The following is an 18,299-nucleotide window of genomic DNA, read 5'->3' on the forward strand; positions in this document are numbered from 1 at the left end:
TGGCTTTTTGTCCGCTCGTTGCAAGGAGTCCTACATGATCCGCAAGCTGATCCCCTTCCTGCTGGTTGCCAGCCTGGCCGCGTGCGCCAATACCGGTGGTTCGCGCACGTCCAGTGCGCCGGCCTCCAGCTCCTCGAGCGCGTCCTCCTCCTCGAGCAGCAGTTCCGGTTCGTCCTACGGATCGTCATCGGCCATGCCGGGCGCCAGCACCGGCAAGACTTGCGATGCCGGCCCGCTGCAATCGCAGCTTGGCCAGAAAGCCACTCCCTCGGTCATGGAAGATCTGCGCTCGCGCAGCGGCAGCGCCACTGCCCGCATGCTGCGTCCGGGCCAAGTGGTCACCATGGAATACAACAACACCCGCCTCAACCTCATCGTGGACGACAAGGACGTGATGACGGCCATCCGCTGCGGCTGACGCGGCTGCCCCTTTTCTGCGACGCGCGCGGTCCCGGTCCGACGGACTGGACCGCGGCTATGGCTCGGGCGACCGGGCCGCGGGGGGCACATGAGGCAGGAACGCCCCCGCCACCTCGAACGCGCATTCTTCGCGCGCAATGTCGATCACCCGGGACACCACCGGATTAACGATGTTCTTCTTATGCACCGCGTAGTAATTGATGGTGGGCAGGTCCGGCTGCACGTTCAGCTGGCATAGCGCCCCGCGCGCCACCAGCGGCGCGAAATAGGCGCCCGGCAGATAGCTGATGCCCAGGCCAAGCATGGTCAGCTGCGCCATCATCCCCAGGCTGTTGCAGGTCAGCACCCGCTTGACCGGCATCCCCTGTTCCGCGAACCAGGCGTCGTACAGATGCGACAGCGCCGAGTTCGTGGGTTGGGAAATCACCGGATACGGCGCCAGGTCCTGCGGCGTCAGGCTGGCCGCAAAGTCGATGTCCAGCGCCGGACTGGCCATCCAGACATTGGTGACGGCGCCCAGGTGCGTGCAATCGTACTGGTACCCCCAGAACGGCCCCGGCATGATGGCCAGGTCCAGCTCGTCCTGTTCCAGCCGTTCGTAGAGCGTGATGCCGCCGTCGATCTCGGGCATCAGTTGCACGCGCGGATAGCGCTGGCTGATCCGCTTGATCAGCCCCGCCAGCCACGTCATGCCCACCAGTTCCGTCACGCCCAGCCGCACCACGCCTTCGAAACTGGCGGGATCGGCCATGTTCTGCACGATACGGCTGTTCAGTTCCAGCATCTGGCTGGCCAGCTCGAACAGCTTGCGGCCCTGCGGCGTCAACAGGAGTTTCTTGGCCCGCCGTTCAAACAGGGGGGAACCGGCGAAGGCCTCGAGTTCCCCCACCCGCTTGGCCACGGCCGATTGGGTGGTGTGCAGCTTGCGCGAAGACGCGCTGAAGCTGCCCAGTTCGGAACTCCAGTAAAAGGCCTCTAGCTGCTTGAGGGTGTACATCGCTGCGGTCGACGCGAATCGCATGGAAACCCTCACGTTAACATCGCGGCCGCCGGCCCCCGGCTCAGCCGCGCGGATGCAGGATGTCGGCCAGGAAGCGCTGCGCGCGCGGATGGGCGGGCGCGCTGAAGAAGCGCTCCGGCGTATCCATTTCCAGGATCTCGCCCGCGTCCATGAAGACGACGCGGTCGCACACGTCGCGCGCGAAGCCCATTTCGTGGGTCACGCACACCATCGTCATGCCGTCCTTGGCCAGACCCTTCATCACCTGCAGCACCTCGCCCACCATTTCGGGATCCAGCGCGCTGGTCGGCTCGTCGAACAGCATCACGGGCGGTTGCAGCGCCAGCGCGCGCGCGATCGCCACGCGCTGCTGCTGGCCGCCCGACAGCGAACCCGGATAGGCGTCGATCTTGTGCGCCAGCCCCACCCGGTCGAGCAGTCCGCGCGCCAGTTCCACCGCCTGCTTGCGCGGCTGCTTGCGGATGTTCACGGGCGCGAAGATCACGTTCTCCAGCACGTTCATGTGGGGGAACAGGTTGAACTGCTGGAACACGAAGCCGATCTTCTGGCGCAGCGCGTTCAGGTTGGCGCCCTTCTCATAGATATCGGCGCCGTCGATCAGGATGCGGCCCTTTTCGATGGGCTCCAGCCGGTTGATCGTGCGGATCATGGTGGACTTGCCGGACCCCGACGGGCCGCACACCACCAGCACTTCGCCGCGCGCCACCGACAGGTCGACGTCCTTGAGCACATGATGCTCGCCGTACCACTTGTTCACTTTCTCGAGTTTGATCATGTTTTGTTCCGTTAAGCCATGGCGCGCGAGCGGCGGATACGCAGGTCCAGCCAGCTCAAGCCGCGGCTCAGGCTGAAGCACACCACGAAGTAGATGATGGCCAGGATGCCGAACACCTGCAGCGGCTGGGTCAGCACCAGGTTGTTGACCTGGTTGGCCGCGAAGGTCAGTTCGTTCACGCTGATGACATAGCCCAGCGAGGTTTCCTTGATGGTGGAGACGAATTGGCTGGTCATGCTGGGCAGCACGTTGAACAGCGCCTGCGGCAGCACCACCTTGCGCATCGTGGTCCAGTAGCCCACGCCCAGCGATCGCGACGCCTCGATCTGCCCGCGCGGCACTGCCTCGATGCCCGAGCGGATCACCTCCGACAGATAGGCGCTTTCATAGACCACCAGCGCGAAGATCAGCGTCCAGAAGCCGCTGACGACCTGGCCGGTCAGCTTGGGCACCACGAAGTACGCCCAGAAGATCAGCATCAGCAGCGGCATGCCGCGCACGACGTTGACCAGCGCCTTGCTGGCCGTGCGCAGCCAGCCGTACGGGCTGACGCGCGCCAGCGCGATCAGCAGCGCCAGCGGCAGGGACATCGCCAGGCCGCAGGCGGCGAGGATCAGCGTCAGCGCCAGTCCGCCCAGCGGGCCGTTCGGGTATTGGCCGACGAGCAGCGTGGGCCAGTATTGCAACAGGAGATCAAGCACCATGGCCTCCGCGATTCAGACGATAACGGGCGTAGATGCGCGATCCGAAGGCCATGATCAGGAACGATCCCAGCAGGTACATGATCGTCGCGGCGCCGAAGGTGGCGAAGGTGCGGTAGGTCTCGTTTTCGATTTCACGCGCCTGGTAGGTCAGTTCCATCACGCCGATGGCCATGGCCACGCTGGTGTTCTTGAACAGCAGCAGCGCGCGGCCGACCAGCGGCGGAATGGAAATGCGCACCGCCTGCGGCACGATCACGAAGCGCATGCACTGCAGATAGCTGGCGCCCAGCGCCCGGGCCGCTTCGAACTGCGTGCCCGGAATGGCCCTCAGGCCGCTGCGGATGTCTTCGGCGATATAGGCGGCCGACCCCAGCGCCAGCGCGATCGCGGCCAGCGACATCTCGGCGTTGTGCGCGTACAGCCACATGCGGAACCCTTCCGGCAGCAGTTCGGGCATGCCGAAGTACCAGAACAGCACCTGCACCAGCAGCGGCACGTTGCGGTGGTATTCCACGTAGGCGTCGACCAGCCAGCGGCATGGCGCAAGATTGGTGGCGCGCACGACCACCAGCGTCACCGCGATGGAGAACGCCATTACCCATGCGACCAGGAACAGCTGCACGGTGACCGCCATGCCGCTGAGCAGCAGCTGGTATTGGGAAGCGTCAAGTAAGCTCATAAATCAATCAATCTCCTGCTAGCGCGCTGTCAACGCCAAGCGTCACGGCTTCCGGCGCGCCGTCTTGCGAGACGCGGGAAGCCGTGACGGGATCAAACGGAAAACAGCGCCGTGGTCCGCGCCCTCAGCCGGCGATCGGGCCGATCTTGAAGCCGCGCTCCAGCTTGTACGGCGTTTCCGGACCAAACCACTTGTCGAACAGCTTGGCGGCCGCGCCCGAGGCCTCGGCTTCGTCCAGCGCCTGGTTCACCGTTTCCAGGAAACGCGGCTCGGACTTGCGCACGCCCAGGCCCCAGGGCTCGTCGAACACGGCCTTGGCGATGACGCTGACCGGCGCCGTCGGCGGGCTTTGCAGCACCAGGCGCACCAGCACCAGCTCAGATGCGAACTGCGCGTCCACCTTCTTTTGCTGCAGGGCCAGATAGGTGGCCGAGCTGTCGCCATAGCCGATGACCTGCGACTTGTCGAGGATGCGCTTGATCTCGCGTTCCGAGCTGGAACCCTTCGTTGCGCCCACGCGGCGGCCGTTCAGGGCTTCGATGGTGTCCAGGCCCGAGTCCTTGCGCACCATCAGCTTTTGCGGGCTGACGTAGTACGCATGGCTGAAGGAGATCTGCTGGGCGCGGTCGGGCGAATAGCCCAGGTTGGCGGCCAGGATGTCCACGCGCCCTTCGTTCAGTTCCGGCACGCGCGCCGCCACCGACAGCAGCTTGTAGTTGACCTTCACGCCCAGCTTGTCGGCGACCAGCTTGCAGACGTCGACGTCGTAGCCCACCAGTTGGCGCGTCGCGCCGTCCTGGAAGCTGAACGGCTGCGAAGTGCCCAGCGTGCCGCAGACCAGCTCGCCGCGCGCCTTGATGTCGTCCAGCTGATCGGCATGGGCGGCGCCGCCCAGGGCCAGCGAGGCCAGGCCCAGGCAGGCGGCAAAGAGAGTGTGGCGCTTCATGTTGATTCCCCTTGAATGGTTGTGTGATGAACAGGCTTGAAACTGCGCTGCGCGGAGCGACCGACCCCGGCCTCAGGCCAGCTTGGCGCAGGCTTCGCGGATGGCGGAACATCCCTGCCGGATATCGTCCAGCGATGCCGCGAACGACAGGCGGAACGTGCCCGGCGCGCCGTACGCATGGCCGTCGATGACGGCCACGCCGGCTTCGCGCAGCAGGTAGTGCGTCAGGTCGGTGTCCGTGGCGATCACGTCGCCGAACGGCGTCTTCTTGCCCAGCAGACCCGAGCAATCCGGGAACACGTAGAACGCGCCCTGCGGGACGACGATGTCCAGGCCCGGCGCGCCGGACAATTCGGCGATCGCCAGGTCGCGGCGTTCGCGGAACACCTTGGCGAACTCGACCACGCAGTCCTGCGGACCGGTCAGCGCTTCCAGCGCCGCGGCCTGGCTGACGGACGACGCACCCGACGTGCTTTGGGACTGCAGGATGGCCATGGCCTTGATCAGTTCGTCGGGACCCGCGCCATAGCCGATGCGCCAGCCCGTCATGGCGTAGGCCTTGGACACGCCGTTGACCACCAGCGTGCGCGCGGCCAGCTCGGGGGCCACCTGCAGCGGATGCACCGTCGCCTCGCCCGTGAAGTTCAGGCGCGCGTAGATGTCGTCGGTCATCAGCCAGACGTGCGGATGGCGCTTGAGCACCTCGGCCAGGCCGCGCAGTTCGTCGGCGGTGTAGACCGAGCCCGTGGGGTTGCTGGGCGCGTTCATCATCAGCCACTTGGTGCGGGGCGTGATGGCGCGTTCCAGGGCCTCGGGCGTCACCTTGTAACCCGTGCCCGGAGACGTTTCCACCGCCACCGGCACGCCGCCGTTGACCAGCACCATGTCCGGATACGACACCCAGAACGGCGCCGGGATCAGCACTTCGTCGCCGTCGTTCAGCGTGGCGGCCAGGCCGTTGAAGATCACCTGCTTGGCGCCCGTGCTGACGATGATGCGCGAGGCCGGGTATTCGACACCGGTCGCTTCCAGCAGATGCGCGCTGGCGGCCTTGCGCAAGGCCACCGTGCCCTGGGCGGGCGGATACTTGGTTTCGCCGCGGTTCATGGCGGCGGTGGCCGCCAGTCGGATATGTTCAGGCGTGGAGAAATCCGGCTCGCCGATCGTCAGGTCGATGATGCGACGGCCCTGCTCGCGCAGTTCGGCGATGATCGCGCGCGCGGCCACGCTGGGCGACAGCTTGATGCGCTTGATGCGTTCGGCGACGATGCTCATATGGCGGCCCCCGTCTTTTCGGCAAGGGTCTTTTCCAGCCACGGCTTGGTGTACGTGCCCGCGCGCAGTTTTTCCTTGGCCACGGCTTCGTCGGCTTCTTTCTTCAGCGCCAGCGCCAGCACGGCGGCGGCGTGTTCGGCCGGGATCACGACCACGCCATCGGCGTCGCCCACCACCACGTCGCCCGGGTTGACCACCTGGCCGCCCACGGACACGGGCACGTTGATCTCGCCGGGGCCGTCTTTGTACGGACCCTTGTGCGACACGGCCCGCGCGAAGCAGCCGAACTCGCCCTGGGCAAAGACGTCCAGGTCGCGCACGGCGCCGTCGATCACGAAGCCTTCGATGCCGCGCGACTGCGCGTCCATCATCATCAACTCACCGACCAGCGCGTTGCTGGTGTCGCCCGCGCCGTCGACGACGATCACGTCGCCCGCGCCGCCCAGCGAAATCGCCTTGTGGATCATCAGGTTATCGCCCGGACGGGTCTTGACGGTAAGCGCCAGGCCGACCGTGCGGCGCGTGCCGGCGTGCAGCGGGCGCAGGCCCGACACGCCGTACAGGCGATTCATGCAGTCGCTGATCTGGGCCGTGCCGATGCTGGCGAAGCCCGCCAGCACGTCGGCGGCGACGGCCTGCTCGGGCCGGGAAAGTATGCGATATCCGATGGGATTCATAAGGAAAGTCAGGTGTGAATGCATGTAGCGATTAAGCGAACATGCATTACAAAGCCGCACGCACCTTTCCTCAAAACGATATAAATTCCCATCTATCCACGAATTTTTTTCGTAGATAACACGTCGTAAGGGTTATCCCTTATTCGTACATCCGCCTTCAGTCATCGCCGCCGCCATTCGCGCTGCGCGCCTCGGACAGCGCCACCGTCAGGTGCATGACCTTCTTCTTCAGCTGGTCGCGCTCGTCCGTCAGCTTGGCCAGCAATTGGCGCAGCCGCGTGATTTCCGCGGGCAGATCCTGGAGGTTTTCGATCGGTACCTCGGGCAGCGTCTCGCGGGGCGGCGGCGCCTTGGCCTGGCGCACTTCGCGGGCGGCCTGCTGCAGTTCCTTTTTGCCCCCGGCCACGGCCGCCGCCTGTCGTTCGGCGGGCAGCGACGACACCGCCGCCGCCGCGTTGATCGAAATGGCGCCTTCTTTCACCGCGCGCACCAGTTCCGGCGCCGCGGCCTTCTGGATTTTCTCGATCTGGTTCAGGGTGTTGCTGCTGATCCGCGCGGCGCGCGCAAGCGCCTGCCGGCTGGGAACGGCGGGCTTCCAGGTCGAGTTGACGACAGGTTCGCGCGGCGCGGCGCCTTCGGCGGCGGGCGCGTCTTCGTCCCAGGGCGGCGAATCGTCATCGGGGGGCGTCCGCGACAGCAGGATTTCCTTCTTGCGCAAGGCAAGGACCCCGCGCTGGAAGTCCGACACGCTGCGCCGGCCCAGGTGGTTTTCGATCATCCACAGATGCACGTCCTCGATGGACTTGAAATGCGGGTTCTGGATGGTCTGGAAAGGAATGTTGTGCTTGACGCAGAGCGCATGGCGGTTGTGCCCGTCCACCAGCAGGTCGCCCCACAGCACCAGGGCGTCGCGGCATCCTTCGGCCAGCAGGCTGCGCTCCAGCGCGGCGTGCTCGTCTTCGGTCAGAGGGTCAATATAGGCACGCAGGCCTTCGTCTATCCTGATATCCATGGTGTCCAAAAAAGTCGGGCCCCTACGCCAGCCCCTGGCCGCGCAGCACGTCCTGGATCGACGCCAGGCGGGCAACGGGATCGGTCAGCGCCAGCAGCGTCGCCTTGTCGTCCGGCGGCAGCGGCAGCAGCTCGCACCAGCGATTTGCCACCCAACCACAGTCGTCCAGCCTGAATGGCGGCGCCAGCGGCATTCTTTCAGGCGGCACGCCGTCTTGCTGCCATTGGGCCACCAGGCGGCCCAGCGCGTCGGCGCTGGCCTGCATGGCTGCCGGCACGGGCGCGGGCGGGTCGTCGGCGATGGGTTCGGCCTCGCCGATCCAAAGGCCGTATTTTGCCACCTCGCAGGAAAGCAGCCGGAATCGGGTGGTGCCCGTGCAGCGAATTTCCAGCAGCGCGGGCATGGGCGCCTCCCAGGCGTCGACACGGGCCATGGTGCCCACGGGCGACAACGTTTCCTGGCCTTCCGGCGAACGCACCTCGCTGCCCGCCAGAAGGCCGACGATGCCGAATTCGGTTCCTTCCGCGATGCTGCGGCGGATCATGTCCAGGTAACGCACCTCGAATATCCGCAGGTGGACCACGCCGGCGGGAAACAGCGCATTCGATAACGGGAACAAAGGAATCTGCGACATGGCCGCCTCCTGTTCATTTCACGAGGAAGGCCTCGTCCACCGGCACTTGCAGCGCCGTCGCCAGCGCGTTCGTCTGCGACGCCATGGCGATCACGGCCAGCAGTTCGGCGTGCTGGCCGTCGGTCATGCCCTTGGCGCGGGCCGACGCGGTGTGGGAATGCACGCAATACGAGCATCCATTGGCCGTGGACACGGCGATGTAGATCATCTCTCGGACCAGCGGCGGCAATTCGCCGTCGGCCATCATGACCTGCTTCAGTTGCTGCCAGACGCTGCGCATCCGCGGCGGGTCGTTGGCCAGCGCGCGCCAGAAGTTGTTGACGAAGTCCGACTTGCGCGTGGCCCGGATGTCCTGGAACACCTCCCAGGCCTCGGCGTTGCCCCGGATTTCGTCGTCGGTCAGCAGCCTTACCGTACTCATTGTCCTGCTCCTTGGTGATAAAAACACGTTACCCGGGCGTCATTCCCGGATAGCGGCGGTTGACCTATCATGGGGCGCATCCCGCCCCCAGGCGCGTCCACCTCTCAGGCGTTGCGGCCGTCGTACGGAATGCGAGTCAGGGCGTTCAGGTCCAGGTTTTCCAGGCAGCGCACGTTCACGGCCGCGGTTTCCTCGCCCTTGGCTCCCACGCCAAAGCCAAACGGCGCGCAGCCGCAGTTGGCGCAGAAATGGTGGGAGATCACGTGCTTGTTGAACTTGTAGGTGGACATGCCGTGCGTCGGGGTCGTGATGCGCAGATTGGCGCGGGGCACGAACCACAGCAGATAGCCCTTGCGGCTACAGTGCGAGCAGTTGCATTCCAATACCTGCGACACGTCGCCGTCGACTTCGAATGCGATCTGCCCGCAGTGGCAGCTTCCTTTTTGCATGGTCTGGCTCCTGGCGTTTACCGGATCAGACTCCAATCATAGGCCCGCGCCGCCCGCCTTGGCCATGCGGTCGATCCGGGCGCCATCCCGCACAGAGGCAACATGCCCCAGTTATCCGCTTACCTGAGTTTCGACGGCGATTGCGCAGACGCCATGCGCTTCTACGAACGCGTGCTGGGCGGCCGGGTGGACGCGCTGGTGCGCTACGCCGATGCGCCCGCGGACGCCGCGCTGCCCGCGTTGTCCGACGAAGACGCCGGGCGCGTCATGTACGCCCGGCTGCCCCTGGACGAACAGACGCTGATGGCCAGCGACGCCACCACCGGCCACCCCTACGCCGGCAAACAGGGCGTGGCGCTGTCCTTGGCCTACCCCACCGTGTCGGACGCGCACCGCGTCTTTGAACATCTGGCCGAAGGCGGCAGCGTGACCCTGCCCATGCAGAAGACATTCTGGGCCGAATCCTACGGCACGCTGATCGACCGCTACGGCACCCGCTGGATGGTCAGCGGGGGACGCATGCACCAATAGGAGATGTCTCGCGCGTTCAAGGCCTGGTCGGCAATGGCCCGCGCTTCAACCGCCCGGCCGGTGCGCCGCCAGCACCTCGTGCAGCGATTGCGCGGCGCCTTGCAGCACAGGCACCGCCCGCAGCAGGTCGTCCAGCATCACCCGGGCTGTCGGCGCATGGCACGCCACGGCCGCCACGACCCGGTCCTCGCCGTCGCGCACCGGGACCGCCACGGCGCTCATGCCGCGCACGAACTCCTCGTTGTCGATGCCAATGCCGCGCGCGGCCAGGCGGTCGAGTTCCGCCTCGAGCTTGGCCGGATCGGTCAGCGTGCGCGGCGTATTGCGCGTGAGCGGCAGGCGCGCCAGGACCCGGCTGCGTTCCAGCCGGTTCATCGACGCCAGGAACAGTTTGCCGCTGGCGGTGCAATGCATGGGCACGTGACTGCCCACCGCGAAGAACAGCCGTAGCGGCTCCGAGGTTTCCACGCGTTCCATATAGACCACCCGGTCGCCATCCGGCGCGGTCAGGTTGCAGGTCTCGCCCAGCGTGCCCACCAGCTTGGTCAGCACCGCGCGGCACGCGCGCGTGAAGGCGCAGGCGCGCAAGGTGGCCAGGGCCAGCGACGTGGCCTGCGGTCCGGGCACAAAGCCGTTCTCCGTCGGCGTGGCCGCCACGAAACCGGCGCGCTGCATCGCCGCCAGCAGGCGCATCAGCGTCGTTTTCGGCATGTCGAGCCGCTGCGCCAACTGCGCCAGCGTGGGCGGATGCTGGGCCCGCGCCAGGTGATCCAGCACCAGCAGCGCCCGCAGCGAACGCGCGGCCTCCTGCTGCTGGCCCTGCGCATCCGGCCCTTCGTCAAGGTCATGGGCCGATGCTGCACTGCGATTTTGAAACTGAAGCTGCATGTTCTGTTCCATTTGTCCGCCCCTGCGCGTGTTGTGCTTTGTTCTGCGCGCGCGCTTCCTAGAATCGCTCCAGATGCTGGCCTGGTCCGCATGAAGAAACGGCCACCGGCGCCTGCCCGACAAATATAAGGGAGACCGCGCGGAAATGTCCGATACCGTCGATTACATCGTGGTGGGCGCCGGCTCGGCCGGATGCGTGATGGCGAACCGGTTGAGTGCGGATGGCGCGCACTCCGTCTGCCTGCTGGAAGCCGGTCCCAAGGACAGCTATCCCTGGATCCACATCCCGATCGGCTACGGCAAGACGATGTTCCACAAGGTGGTGAACTGGGGCTACTACACGGATCCCGACCCCAACATGCTGGACCGCCGGATCTACTGGCCGCGCGGACGCACGCTGGGCGGCTCCAGTTCCATCAACGGCCTGATCTACATCCGCGGCCAGCGCGACGACTACGACGCCTGGCGGGATGCCGGCAACCCGGGCTGGGGCTGGGACGACTGCCTGCCCTACTTCCGCAAGCTGGAAAACAACGACCTGGGGCCCGGCCCTACCCGCGGCACCCAAGGGCCGCTCAACGCCACGTCCATCAAGACGCCGCATCCCCTCGTGGAAGCCCTGATCGCGGCCGCCGGCAAGCTGGGCGTGCCGCACCTGCAGGACTTCAACACCGGCGACCAGGAAGGCGTGGGGTATTACCAGCTCACGACCCGCAACGGGCGCCGCTGCTCCACGGCCGTGGCCTATCTGCGCCCCGCGCAGGACCGGCCGAACCTGCGCATCGAGACGGACGCGCACGCCATGGCCGTGCTGTTCGAAGGCAGCCGCGCCTGCGGCGTGCGCTACCGGCGCGACGGCCAGGTCCGCACGCTGCGCGCGCGGCGCGAGGTCGTGCTGTGCGCGGGCGCCCTGCAGTCGCCGCAGCTCCTGCAATTGTCCGGCGTAGGCCCGGCCAGCCTCTTGCGCGAATTCGGCATCGGCGTCGTGCGCGACCTGCCGGGCGTGGGCGAGAACCTGCAGGACCACCTGCAGATCCGGCTGATCTACGAGACCACCCGCCCCATCACCACCAACGACCAGTTGCGCACGCTGACCGGGCGCATGCGCATGGGACTGCAATGGCTGCTGCTGCGCAGCGGCCCGCTGGCCGTGGGCATCAATCAGGGCGGACTGTTCTGCCGGGTGGACCCGGAAAGCGCCACGCCCGACACCCAGTTCCATTTCGCGACGTTGTCGGCCGACATGGCGGGCGGCAAGGTGCATCCATTCTCGGGCTGCACCTATTCGGTCTGCCAGCTGCGCCCGAGTTCGCGCGGGCGGGTGCGCCTGCGCAGCGCCGACCCGTTCGAGCCGCCTTCCATGCTGCCGAACTACCTGTCCACCGACCTGGACCGCCACATGGCCGTGGCGGCCGTGAAGTACGCGCGCCGGGTCGCGGCCACGGAACCGCTGGCCGGCCTGATGAAGCGTGAGTTCCGGCCCGGCGCCGACGTGCGCACCGACGACGAGATCCTGCACTTCTGCCGGGAATACGGCGCCACGATCTTTCACCCGTCGGGCACCGCCAAGATGGGACCGCGCAGCGACCCCATGGCCGTCGTGGACGAGCGCCTGCGGGTGCATGGCGTGTCCGGCCTGCGGGTGGTGGATTGCTCGATCATGCCCACGCTCGTGTCTGGCAACACGAATGCCCCCGTGGTGATGCTGGCCGAGCGGGCGGCCGATTTCATGTTGCAGGACATCAGGCAGGCGCGCGCGCAGACCGTGCGCACGCCGGCCAGGATGGAGATGACCGATCCCGGATAGACCCGTCGCATATCGCAGATAGATCCGGCTCGCGGCAACGCAGATTGCCCGGCCGACCCACCAAAGGAGACTAGACATGGCCAAGCAAAACGAAGCCGCGGTGCGAAAAGTCGTCACCGCTTCGCTCATCGGCGCCACCATCGAGTGGTACGACTTTTTCCTGTATGGCGTCGTCGCGGGCATCGTGTTCAACAAGCTGTACTTCCCGGCCGGCGATCCGCTGGTTTCGACCATGCTGGCCTATACGACCTTCGCCGTCGGCTTCGTCACCCGGCCGCTGGGCGGGCTGATCTTCGGCCACTTCGGCGACCGGATCGGCCGCAAGAGCATGCTGGTGATGACGCTGATGATCATGGGCGTGGCGACCTTCCTGATCGGCCTGGTGCCCACCTACGAGACCATCGGCATCTGGGCGCCCATACTGCTTCTGTTGCTGCGCGTGTTCCAGGGCATCGGCCTGGGCGGCGAATGGGGCGGCGCGGTGCTCATGGCGTATGAGTACGCGCCACCGGAGAAAAAGGGCTTCTACGCATCGCTGCCGCAGGTTGGCCTGGCGATCGGATTGTGCCTGGCCTCCGGCACGGTGGCGTTGCTGTCCGTGCTGCTGACCGACGAACAGTTCATGTCCTGGGGCTGGCGCATCGCGTTCCTGATATCGGCCGTGATGGTCGCCGTGGGCATGTACATCCGGCTGAACATCAAGGAAACGCCGGAGTTCACGGCGGTCAAGGCGCAGAACGCCGAAAGCCGCATCCCCTTCATGGACATGATCCGGCGCTATCCCGGCAACGTCGTCAAGGGCATGGGCGCGCGCTACATCGACGGCGTGTTCTTCAACGTGTTCGGCGTGTTCTCGATCTCGTTCCTGACGCAGTCGGTGAAGATCACGCGCACCGAGGCGCTGATCGGGGTGATGGCCGCGGCGCTGGTGATGTGCTTCTTCATCCCCTTCTTCGGCCGCCTGTCCGACCGCATCGGCCGCACGCGCGTCTACTTCTGGGGATCGTTGATCACCGCCGCCGCATCCTTCCCGGGCTTCTGGCTGATGATGAACAGCGGCGGCAACGTGATGCTGATCTGGCTCGCCATCATCGTTCCGTTCGGCATCCTCTACGCCGCGGTGTACGGCCCCGAGGCTGCGCTGTTCTGCGAGCTGTTCGACGCCAAGGTTCGCTACACCGGCATTTCGTTCGTCTACCAGTTCTCCGGCATCTTCGCGTCAGGCATCACGCCGATCATCGCCACCGCCCTGCTCAAGACGGGCGGCGGCGAGCCTTGGCTGATCTGCCTGTACGTGATGTTCGCGGGCGTGGTGTCGGCCCTGTGCGCGTGGCTGATCGGACGCGGCCGGCAGCCGGCCGAACTGGACGGCGCGGCCCAGCCGGCCATGCCGCCCGCCGGGCTGCGCAAGGCCTAGGCGGAGACGAAGCGGCGCGTCAGTCCAGCGCCGCCTGCGGCGGCTCCGCCACGCGCCAGCCGCCGCCCAGCGCCTTGAACAGGGTCGCCAGCGCGGCCTGGCGCTGGGCGCTGACATCGATGTAGGCGATCTGGTCGGTGTAGGCGCTGCGCTGCGCATCCAGGTAGCGCAGGTGGCTGTCGACGCCGCCGCGGTAGCGCGCCTCGGACAGGCGCATGGCTTCCTGGCTGGACTGCGCCAGCGCGCGCCGCGAGGCCTCTTCGCGGCGCAGCGTGTCGGTGGCCGCCAGGGCGTCCGACACTTCCTTGAAGGCCGTCTGGATCGTCTTTTCGTACTGCGCCACCGCAATATCCTTGCGCACGGTCGCCAGGTCCAGGTTCGCCACGTTGCGCCCGCCGGCAAAGATCGGCAGCGTGATCTGCGGCGTGAACGACCAGGCCCGCTGGCCCGCATCGAACAGGCCGGACAGGTCGGCGCTGGAACTGCCGAACAGGCCGGTCAGCGAAATGCTTGGGAAGAACGCAGCCCTGGCGGCGCCGATGCTGGCGTTGCGCGACTGAAGCTCGCGCTCGGCCGCCAGGATGTCCGGCCGGTTCTCCAGCAGTTCGGACGGCACGCCCGCCGCCAGCTCCTGCACCAGCATGGGCGCGTCGATCGTGCGCGGCGGCAGATATGGCGACAGGTCGCTGATGCCCACCAGCAGGCCCAGCGCGTTGCCTGCCTGGCGGACTTCGCGGTCCATGCGTTCCAGCTCCGCGCGCGACTGTTCCGTCAGTCCCAGGGCCTCCTGATAGTCCAGCGCCGTGGCCGTCCCCGCCTGCCGGCGCTTGACGATCAGTTCCAGCGACGCTTCGCGGCTGGCGAGCGTCTGGCGCGTGACGTCCAGGCGCCGCTGGGCGCTGTCGCGCGCCAGATAGGCCTGGATCACTTCCGCCACCAGGCTGATCTGCGCGCCATGCGCCGTCGCCTCGGTCGCCAGGTATTCCTGCAGCGCGGCGTCCGACAGGCTGCGCACCCGGCCGAACAGGTCGATCTCGAACGCGGTAAGGCCGATGCCCGCCTGATAGGTGCTCTGCACACCGGACGTGCCGGTGCTGTTCAGGTCTCCGGGAACACGCTGGCGCGTTCCCGTGCCCTGCGCATTGATGCCGGGCAGCTGATCCGCGCGCTGGATCCGGTACTGCGCGCGGGCGGCTTCGATGTTCAGCAGCGACTGGCGCAGGTCGCGGTTGTTCGCCAGCGCCAGTTCCACCAGCTTGCGCAGGCCGTCGTCGGTCACGAAGGACTTCCAGTCCAGCGTCGCCGCCGAGGACGGCTGGGCGGCCGTCTGCGCCTGGCTCCACTGGTTGCCCACCGGCGAAGCGGGCCGTTCATAGACGGGCGCCAGCGAGCATCCGGCCAGCGCCGCGGTCAGGATCAGCGCGGATACGCGCAAGGGAAAGAACGTCTGCATCATCGAATCACTCCTGGGCCGTGCTCGGCGCGGCAGCCGCCGCGGACGAAGACTTGCCCCGCGCGCGCTGCACCAGCGACAGCACCCACACGAAAAACACCGGCACGAAAATCACGCCAAGCAGCGTGGCGGTCAGCATGCCGCCGATCACGCCCACGCCCAGCGCGCGCTGGCTGGCCGCCCCCGCGCCCGTGGCCAGCGCCAGCGGCACCACGCCCAGGATGAACGCCAGCGACGTCATGACGATGGGGCGGAAGCGCAGCTTGGCCGCCTGGATGGCCGCGTCGGCCAGCGTATGGCCCTGCTCGCGCAGGCTCTTGGCGAACTCCACGATCAGGATGGCGTTCTTGGCCGCCAGGCCGATGATCGTGATGAGGCCCACCTTGAAATACACGTCGTTGGACATGCCCAGCAGCGTCACTGCCAGCACCGAACCCAGCGCGCCGATCGGCACGATCAGCATGACGGACGCCGGAATCGCCCAGCTTTCGTACAGCGCGACCATCAGCAGGAACACCACCAGGAAGGCCAGCGCGAACAGCATGGGCGCCTGCGACCCGGCGAACTTCTCCTGGTACGACAGGCCGGTCCACTCGTAGCCGATGCCGTCCGGCAGGCCCGCCACGATCCGCTCGATCTCCGCCATCGCCTCGCCGGTGCTGTGGCCAGGCATCGCGTCGCCGGCGATCTTGAACGAGGGATAGCCGTTGTAGCGCGAGATCTGCACGGGGCCGTTCTCCCAGTCCGTCTTCACGAACGCGCTCAGCGGAACCATGCCGCCCGACTTGTTCGGCACGTTCAACTGCAGGATGCTCTCCGGCGTCATGCGGTCGCGCACGTCGGCCTGCACCACCACGCGCTGCAGGCGTCCGGCGTTGGCGAAATCGTTGACCGTGGCCGACCCGTAGGCCGACGAGATCGCCGTGCTGATCACGTCGAAACCCACGCCCAGCGCCTCGGCCTTCTCGCGGTCGATGTCCAGCCGCAGTTGCGGCGCATCGGCCAGGCCTTCCATCATGGCGTAGGCGATCACGGGCGATCCGTTGGCCTGGCCCAGCAACTGGTCGCGCGCTTGGGTCAGCGCCGCGCGGCCCACGCCGCCACGGTCTTGCAGGCGCAGCGCGAAACCGCCCGAGTTGCCCAGCCCGTCGATGGGCGGCGGGTTGACGGCCATGATGGCGCCGTCGTCGATCGCCGCGAAACGCGCGTTCACGCTGTCGGCCACGTCGGCGGCCGATTCGCCCTTGCCGCGATCGGACCAATCCTTGAGCGTCGGGAACGCAATGCCTGCGTTCTGGCCGGTGCCGGAAAAGCTGAAGCCCATCACGGTAAAGGCGTCGCCCATGGCGTCCAGCGACAGCAGATGCTGCTCGACGTCGGCCACGACCTTGTCCGTGCGCAGGTGCGTCGCGCCCGGCGGCAGTTGCACGTCGACGATGACGTAACCCTGGTCTTCCGGCGGCACGAAGGATTCCGGCACGCGCACGTACAGCACGGCCAGCACCGCGACGATGGCCACGTAGATGACCATGTAGCGGCCCGTGCGCCGCACCAGACGCGAGTTCAGGGCCTCGAAGCGGCCGGTCAGGCGGTTGAAGTAGCGGTTGAAGGCGCCGAAGAAGCCGCGCTTTTCCTCGTGGTGGCCCTTGGGAATCGGCTTGAGGAAGGTGGCGCACAGCGCCGGCGTGAACGTCAGCGCCAGGAAACCCGAGAACAGGATCGATACCGCCAGCGACAGCGAGAACTGCTGGTAGATCACGCCCACCGAACCGCTCATGAACGCCAGCGGCAGGAACACCGCCGACAACACCAGCGTGATGCCGACGATGGCGCCCGACACCTGTTCCATGGCCTTGACCGTGGCCTCGCGCGGCGACAGCCCTTCTTCGGCCATGATGCGCTCGACGTTCTCGACCACCACGATGGCGTCGTCCACCAGGATGCCGATCGCCAGCACCATGCCGAACATCGTCATCATGTTCACCGAGAAGCCCAGCACCGACATGACGGCGAAGGTGCCCAACAGGCACACCGGCACCACGATGGTGGGAATCAGCGTGTAGCGGAAGTTCTGCAGGAACAGGAACATCACCAGGAAGACCAGCACCATGGCTTCCAGCAGCGTGTGCACCACCTTCGTGATGGCCACGCTGACGAACTTGGAGGTGTCGAACGGCACCGAGTACGCCACGTCTTCGGGGAACGCGGCCGACAGCTCCTGCAGCCGCGCCTTGACGGCCTTGACCGTGTCGATGGCGTTGGCGCCCGGCGCAAGCTGCACCGCCGCACCCACCGACTTCTTGCCATTCAGGCGCGTTTCGAAGTCATAGCTCTGGCGGCCCACTTCCAGCCGCGCCACGTCGGCCAGGCGCACCGACGAGCCGTCCGCATTGGCGCGCAGCACGATCCGGCCGAATTCAGCCGGGTCGTCCAGCGTGCCCTTCACGGCCAGCGTCGCGGTCAGTTCCTGTTCGGGGGATCCGGGGCGGCTGCCGAAGCTGCCGGCCGGCACCTGCACGTTCTGCGCGGCGATGGCCGCGTTGACGTCGGCCACCGACAGGCCCAGCCCCAGCAGCTTCTGCGGATCGATCCAGACGCGCATCGCGGCTTCGGCGCCGAAGAACTGCACCTTGCCCACGCCGTTGACCCGGCGGATCTCGTTGTTGATGTGGCGGGCGGCGTAGTCGGACAGGCCGACCACGTCCTTGTGCGCGTCTTCGCCCTTGTAGGTCAGGGCGTAGATCATCAGGAAGTTGGAGCTGGCCTGCTCCACTTGCAGGCCTTGCTGCGTCACGGCCGTGGGCAGGCGCGCCTCGGCCTTCTTGATGCGGTTCTGCACGTCCACCTGCGCCAGGTCGGGATCGGTGCCCGGCTGGAACGTGACCGTGATTTCCGCGCTGCCGCTGGAACTGCTGGACGACTCGTAGTACAGCATGTTCTTCGCGCCGTTCAGCTCCTCTTCGATGACGCTGGTCACCGAATCGACGAGCACGGTCGCGGACGCCCCCGGATAGGTGGCGGCGATCGTCACCTGCGGCGGCGCGACCACCGGAAACTGCGACACCGGCAGCGACGGAATCGCCAAAAGGCCGGCGAGCGAAATGAAGATGGCCACCACCCACGCGAAATTGGGGCGGCCAATGAAAAACTTGGACATGGTCTAACCTCGGACAGGCGCTTGGTGCATCAA

The 18,299-nt window shown here is 66.7% G+C and carries 18 protein-coding genes; 4 read left to right on the plus strand and 14 right to left on the minus strand.

The features are described 5' to 3' along the window. Positions 1-34 precede the first annotated feature (34 nt). A complete protein-coding gene (locus RT614_RS09570) occupies positions 35-418 on the plus strand; it encodes an I78 family peptidase inhibitor (protein ID WP_313621870.1) in 384 nt (127 codons plus the stop codon). 57 nt (positions 419-475) lie between these two features. Here RT614_RS09570 and RT614_RS09575 read toward each other — a convergent pair whose 3' ends face one another. The 11 genes from RT614_RS09575 to RT614_RS09625 all read right to left on the minus strand — a co-directional run bounded on the left by RT614_RS09575 (position 476) and on the right by RT614_RS09625 (position 9,013). Beyond that, a complete protein-coding gene (locus RT614_RS09575) occupies positions 476-1,441 on the minus strand; it encodes a LysR family transcriptional regulator (RefSeq protein ID WP_409558441.1) in 966 nt (321 codons plus the stop codon). A 40-nt stretch (positions 1,442-1,481) separates the two neighbouring features. Continuing rightward, positions 1,482-2,216 carry an amino acid ABC transporter ATP-binding protein gene (locus tag RT614_RS09580; protein WP_313621871.1) on the minus strand — a complete coding sequence of 245 codons (735 nt, stop codon included), beginning with the start codon at positions 2,214-2,216 and terminating at the stop codon, positions 1,482-1,484. Positions 2,217-2,227: 11 nt separating this feature from the next. Continuing rightward, the gene (locus RT614_RS09585; RefSeq protein ID WP_313622050.1) at positions 2,228-2,917 is read right to left on the minus strand and encodes an amino acid ABC transporter permease; all 690 of its coding nucleotides are present in this window, start codon (positions 2,915-2,917) and stop codon (positions 2,228-2,230) included. Then, positions 2,910-3,599 carry an amino acid ABC transporter permease gene (locus tag RT614_RS09590; RefSeq protein ID WP_008166108.1) on the minus strand — a complete coding sequence of 230 codons (690 nt, stop codon included), beginning with the start codon at positions 3,597-3,599 and terminating at the stop codon, positions 2,910-2,912. The genes RT614_RS09585 and RT614_RS09590 overlap by 8 nt, the downstream gene beginning before the upstream one ends. Before the next feature lie 124 nt (positions 3,600-3,723). Further along, positions 3,724-4,545 (minus strand): ABC transporter substrate-binding protein, encoded by an 822-nt coding sequence (locus RT614_RS09595; protein ID WP_313621872.1) that lies wholly within the window; start codon positions 4,543-4,545, stop codon positions 3,724-3,726. 72 nt (positions 4,546-4,617) lie between these two features. Next, the gene (locus RT614_RS09600) at positions 4,618-5,820 is read right to left on the minus strand and encodes an aminotransferase class I/II-fold pyridoxal phosphate-dependent enzyme (protein WP_313621873.1); all 1,203 of its coding nucleotides are present in this window, start codon (positions 5,818-5,820) and stop codon (positions 4,618-4,620) included. Then, the gene (locus RT614_RS09605; RefSeq protein ID WP_313621874.1) at positions 5,817-6,497 is read right to left on the minus strand and encodes an RraA family protein; all 681 of its coding nucleotides are present in this window, start codon (positions 6,495-6,497) and stop codon (positions 5,817-5,819) included. The genes RT614_RS09600 and RT614_RS09605 overlap by 4 nt, the downstream gene beginning before the upstream one ends. Before the next feature lie 157 nt (positions 6,498-6,654). Next, positions 6,655-7,509 carry a hypothetical protein gene (locus RT614_RS09610; RefSeq protein ID WP_313621875.1) on the minus strand — a complete coding sequence of 285 codons (855 nt, stop codon included), beginning with the start codon at positions 7,507-7,509 and terminating at the stop codon, positions 6,655-6,657. Positions 7,510-7,531: 22 nt separating this feature from the next. After that, positions 7,532-8,143, minus strand: coding sequence for an LON peptidase substrate-binding domain-containing protein (locus RT614_RS09615; RefSeq protein WP_313621876.1), 612 nt, complete (start codon positions 8,141-8,143; stop codon positions 7,532-7,534). Between the two features lie 13 nt (positions 8,144-8,156). Continuing rightward, complete coding sequence (locus tag RT614_RS09620) at positions 8,157-8,564, minus strand: carboxymuconolactone decarboxylase family protein (RefSeq protein ID WP_313621877.1); 408 nt, start codon at positions 8,562-8,564, stop codon at positions 8,157-8,159. A gap of 104 nt (positions 8,565-8,668) precedes the next feature. Next, positions 8,669-9,013, minus strand: coding sequence for a GFA family protein (locus RT614_RS09625; RefSeq protein WP_313621878.1), 345 nt, complete (start codon positions 9,011-9,013; stop codon positions 8,669-8,671). Positions 9,014-9,115: 102 nt separating this feature from the next. On the opposite strand from RT614_RS09625, the gene RT614_RS09630 reads away from it, so the two are divergent. Continuing rightward, positions 9,116-9,544, plus strand: a complete 429-nt coding sequence (locus RT614_RS09630; protein WP_313621879.1) for a VOC family protein — start codon at positions 9,116-9,118, stop codon at positions 9,542-9,544. Between the two features lie 45 nt (positions 9,545-9,589). On the opposite strand, the gene RT614_RS09635 is transcribed toward RT614_RS09630, so the two are convergent. Next, on the minus strand, positions 9,590-10,444 hold the full coding sequence (locus RT614_RS09635; protein ID WP_313621880.1) for an IclR family transcriptional regulator: 855 nt from the start codon (positions 10,442-10,444) through the stop codon (positions 9,590-9,592). 133 nt (positions 10,445-10,577) lie between these two features. Between RT614_RS09635 and RT614_RS09640 the strand changes: the two genes are divergently transcribed. Then, positions 10,578-12,239, plus strand: coding sequence for a choline dehydrogenase (locus tag RT614_RS09640; RefSeq protein ID WP_313621881.1), 1,662 nt, complete (start codon positions 10,578-10,580; stop codon positions 12,237-12,239). A 76-nt stretch (positions 12,240-12,315) separates the two neighbouring features. Then, entirely contained in the window at positions 12,316-13,656 is a 1,341-nt protein-coding gene (locus RT614_RS09645; protein ID WP_313621882.1) for an MFS transporter, read from the plus strand. A 19-nt stretch (positions 13,657-13,675) separates the two neighbouring features. Here RT614_RS09645 and RT614_RS09650 read toward each other — a convergent pair whose 3' ends face one another. Continuing rightward, the gene (locus RT614_RS09650; RefSeq protein WP_313621883.1) at positions 13,676-15,112 is read right to left on the minus strand and encodes an efflux transporter outer membrane subunit; all 1,437 of its coding nucleotides are present in this window, start codon (positions 15,110-15,112) and stop codon (positions 13,676-13,678) included. Between the two features lie 4 nt (positions 15,113-15,116). Then, positions 15,117-18,266: an efflux RND transporter permease subunit gene (locus RT614_RS09655; protein ID WP_313621884.1), complete on the minus strand. Its 3,150-nt coding sequence runs from the start codon at positions 18,264-18,266 to the stop codon at positions 15,117-15,119. Between the last annotated feature and the right edge of the window lie 33 nt (positions 18,267-18,299).

Origin of the sequence: Achromobacter sp. (assembly GCF_032102605.1) — a bacterium.
In the GTDB taxonomy this organism is placed as follows: domain Bacteria; phylum Pseudomonadota; class Gammaproteobacteria; order Burkholderiales; family Burkholderiaceae_B; genus Achromobacter.